This window comes from Agrobacterium tumefaciens, from assembly GCF_009649785.1.
Classification (GTDB): domain Bacteria; phylum Pseudomonadota; class Alphaproteobacteria; order Rhizobiales; family Rhizobiaceae; genus Agrobacterium; species Agrobacterium tumefaciens.
In genome coordinates this window covers 1-945 of the sequence record NZ_WJOK01000060.1, presented here as the reverse complement: position 1 = coordinate 945, position 945 = coordinate 1, and the positions used below count along the sequence as shown (strand labels likewise).

1 protein-coding gene is annotated in these 945 nt (G+C 60.0%); it reads left to right on the top strand.

Features of this window, described 5'->3' with window-relative positions:
- Window position 1: 1 nt before the first annotated feature.
- The coding region (locus GH784_RS27030) for a UDP-glucose dehydrogenase family protein (protein WP_323131501.1) at window positions 2–945 on the top strand (944 nt) is incomplete at its 3' end.

Sequence of the window (945 nt, the reverse complement as noted above, 5' to 3'; positions counted from 1 at the left end):
GATAGTGATGATCGGTGCCGGTTATGTCGGCCTTGTTTCCGGTGCGTGTTTTGCCGATTTCGGCCATGACGTGATCTGCGTGGACAAGATGCCGGAGAAGATCGAAGCGCTGAAAAGCGGCCATATCCCGATCTTCGAACCGGGTCTGGAAGTCATCGTTGCCAACAACGCCAAGGCGGGCCGATTGAGCTTCACCACCGATCTCTCCTCCGCGGTTGCCAATGCCGATGTCGTCTTCATCGCGGTCGGTACGCCCTCGCGTCGCGGCGACGGCCACGCCGATCTCGGTTATGTCTATGCGGCGGCGAAAGAAATCGCCCATTCGCTTGAAGGCTTCACCGTCATCGTCACCAAGTCTACCGTTCCCGTCGGCACGGGGGACGAGGTGGAACGCATCATCCGCGAAGAAAACCCTTCGGCCGATTTTGCCGTGGTTTCCAACCCGGAATTTCTGCGGGAAGGCGCGGCCATCGAGGATTTCAAGCGACCGGACCGCATCGTCGTCGGTCTTTCCGACGAGCGCGCCCGCCCGGTGATGACGGAGGTTTACCGTCCGCTCTATCTCAACCAGTCGCCTTTGCTCTTCACCACCAGGCGCACTTCGGAACTGATCAAATATGCCGCCAACGCCTTTCTGGCGATGAAGATCACCTTTATCAACGAAATGGCGGATCTATGCGAAAAGGTCGGCGCCAATGTTCAGGATATTTCGCGCGGCATCGGCCTCGATGGCCGCATCGGCGCGAAGTTCCTGCATGCCGGCCCCGGTTATGGCGGCTCCTGTTTCCCCAAGGATACGCTGGCGCTTGCCAAGACCGCACAGGACTATGACGCCCCTGTGCGGCTGATCGAGACCACCATCGCCATCAACGACAACCGCAAGCGCGCCATGGGCCGCAAGGTCATCAACGCGGTGGGTGGCGACGTGCGCGGCAAGAAGATCGC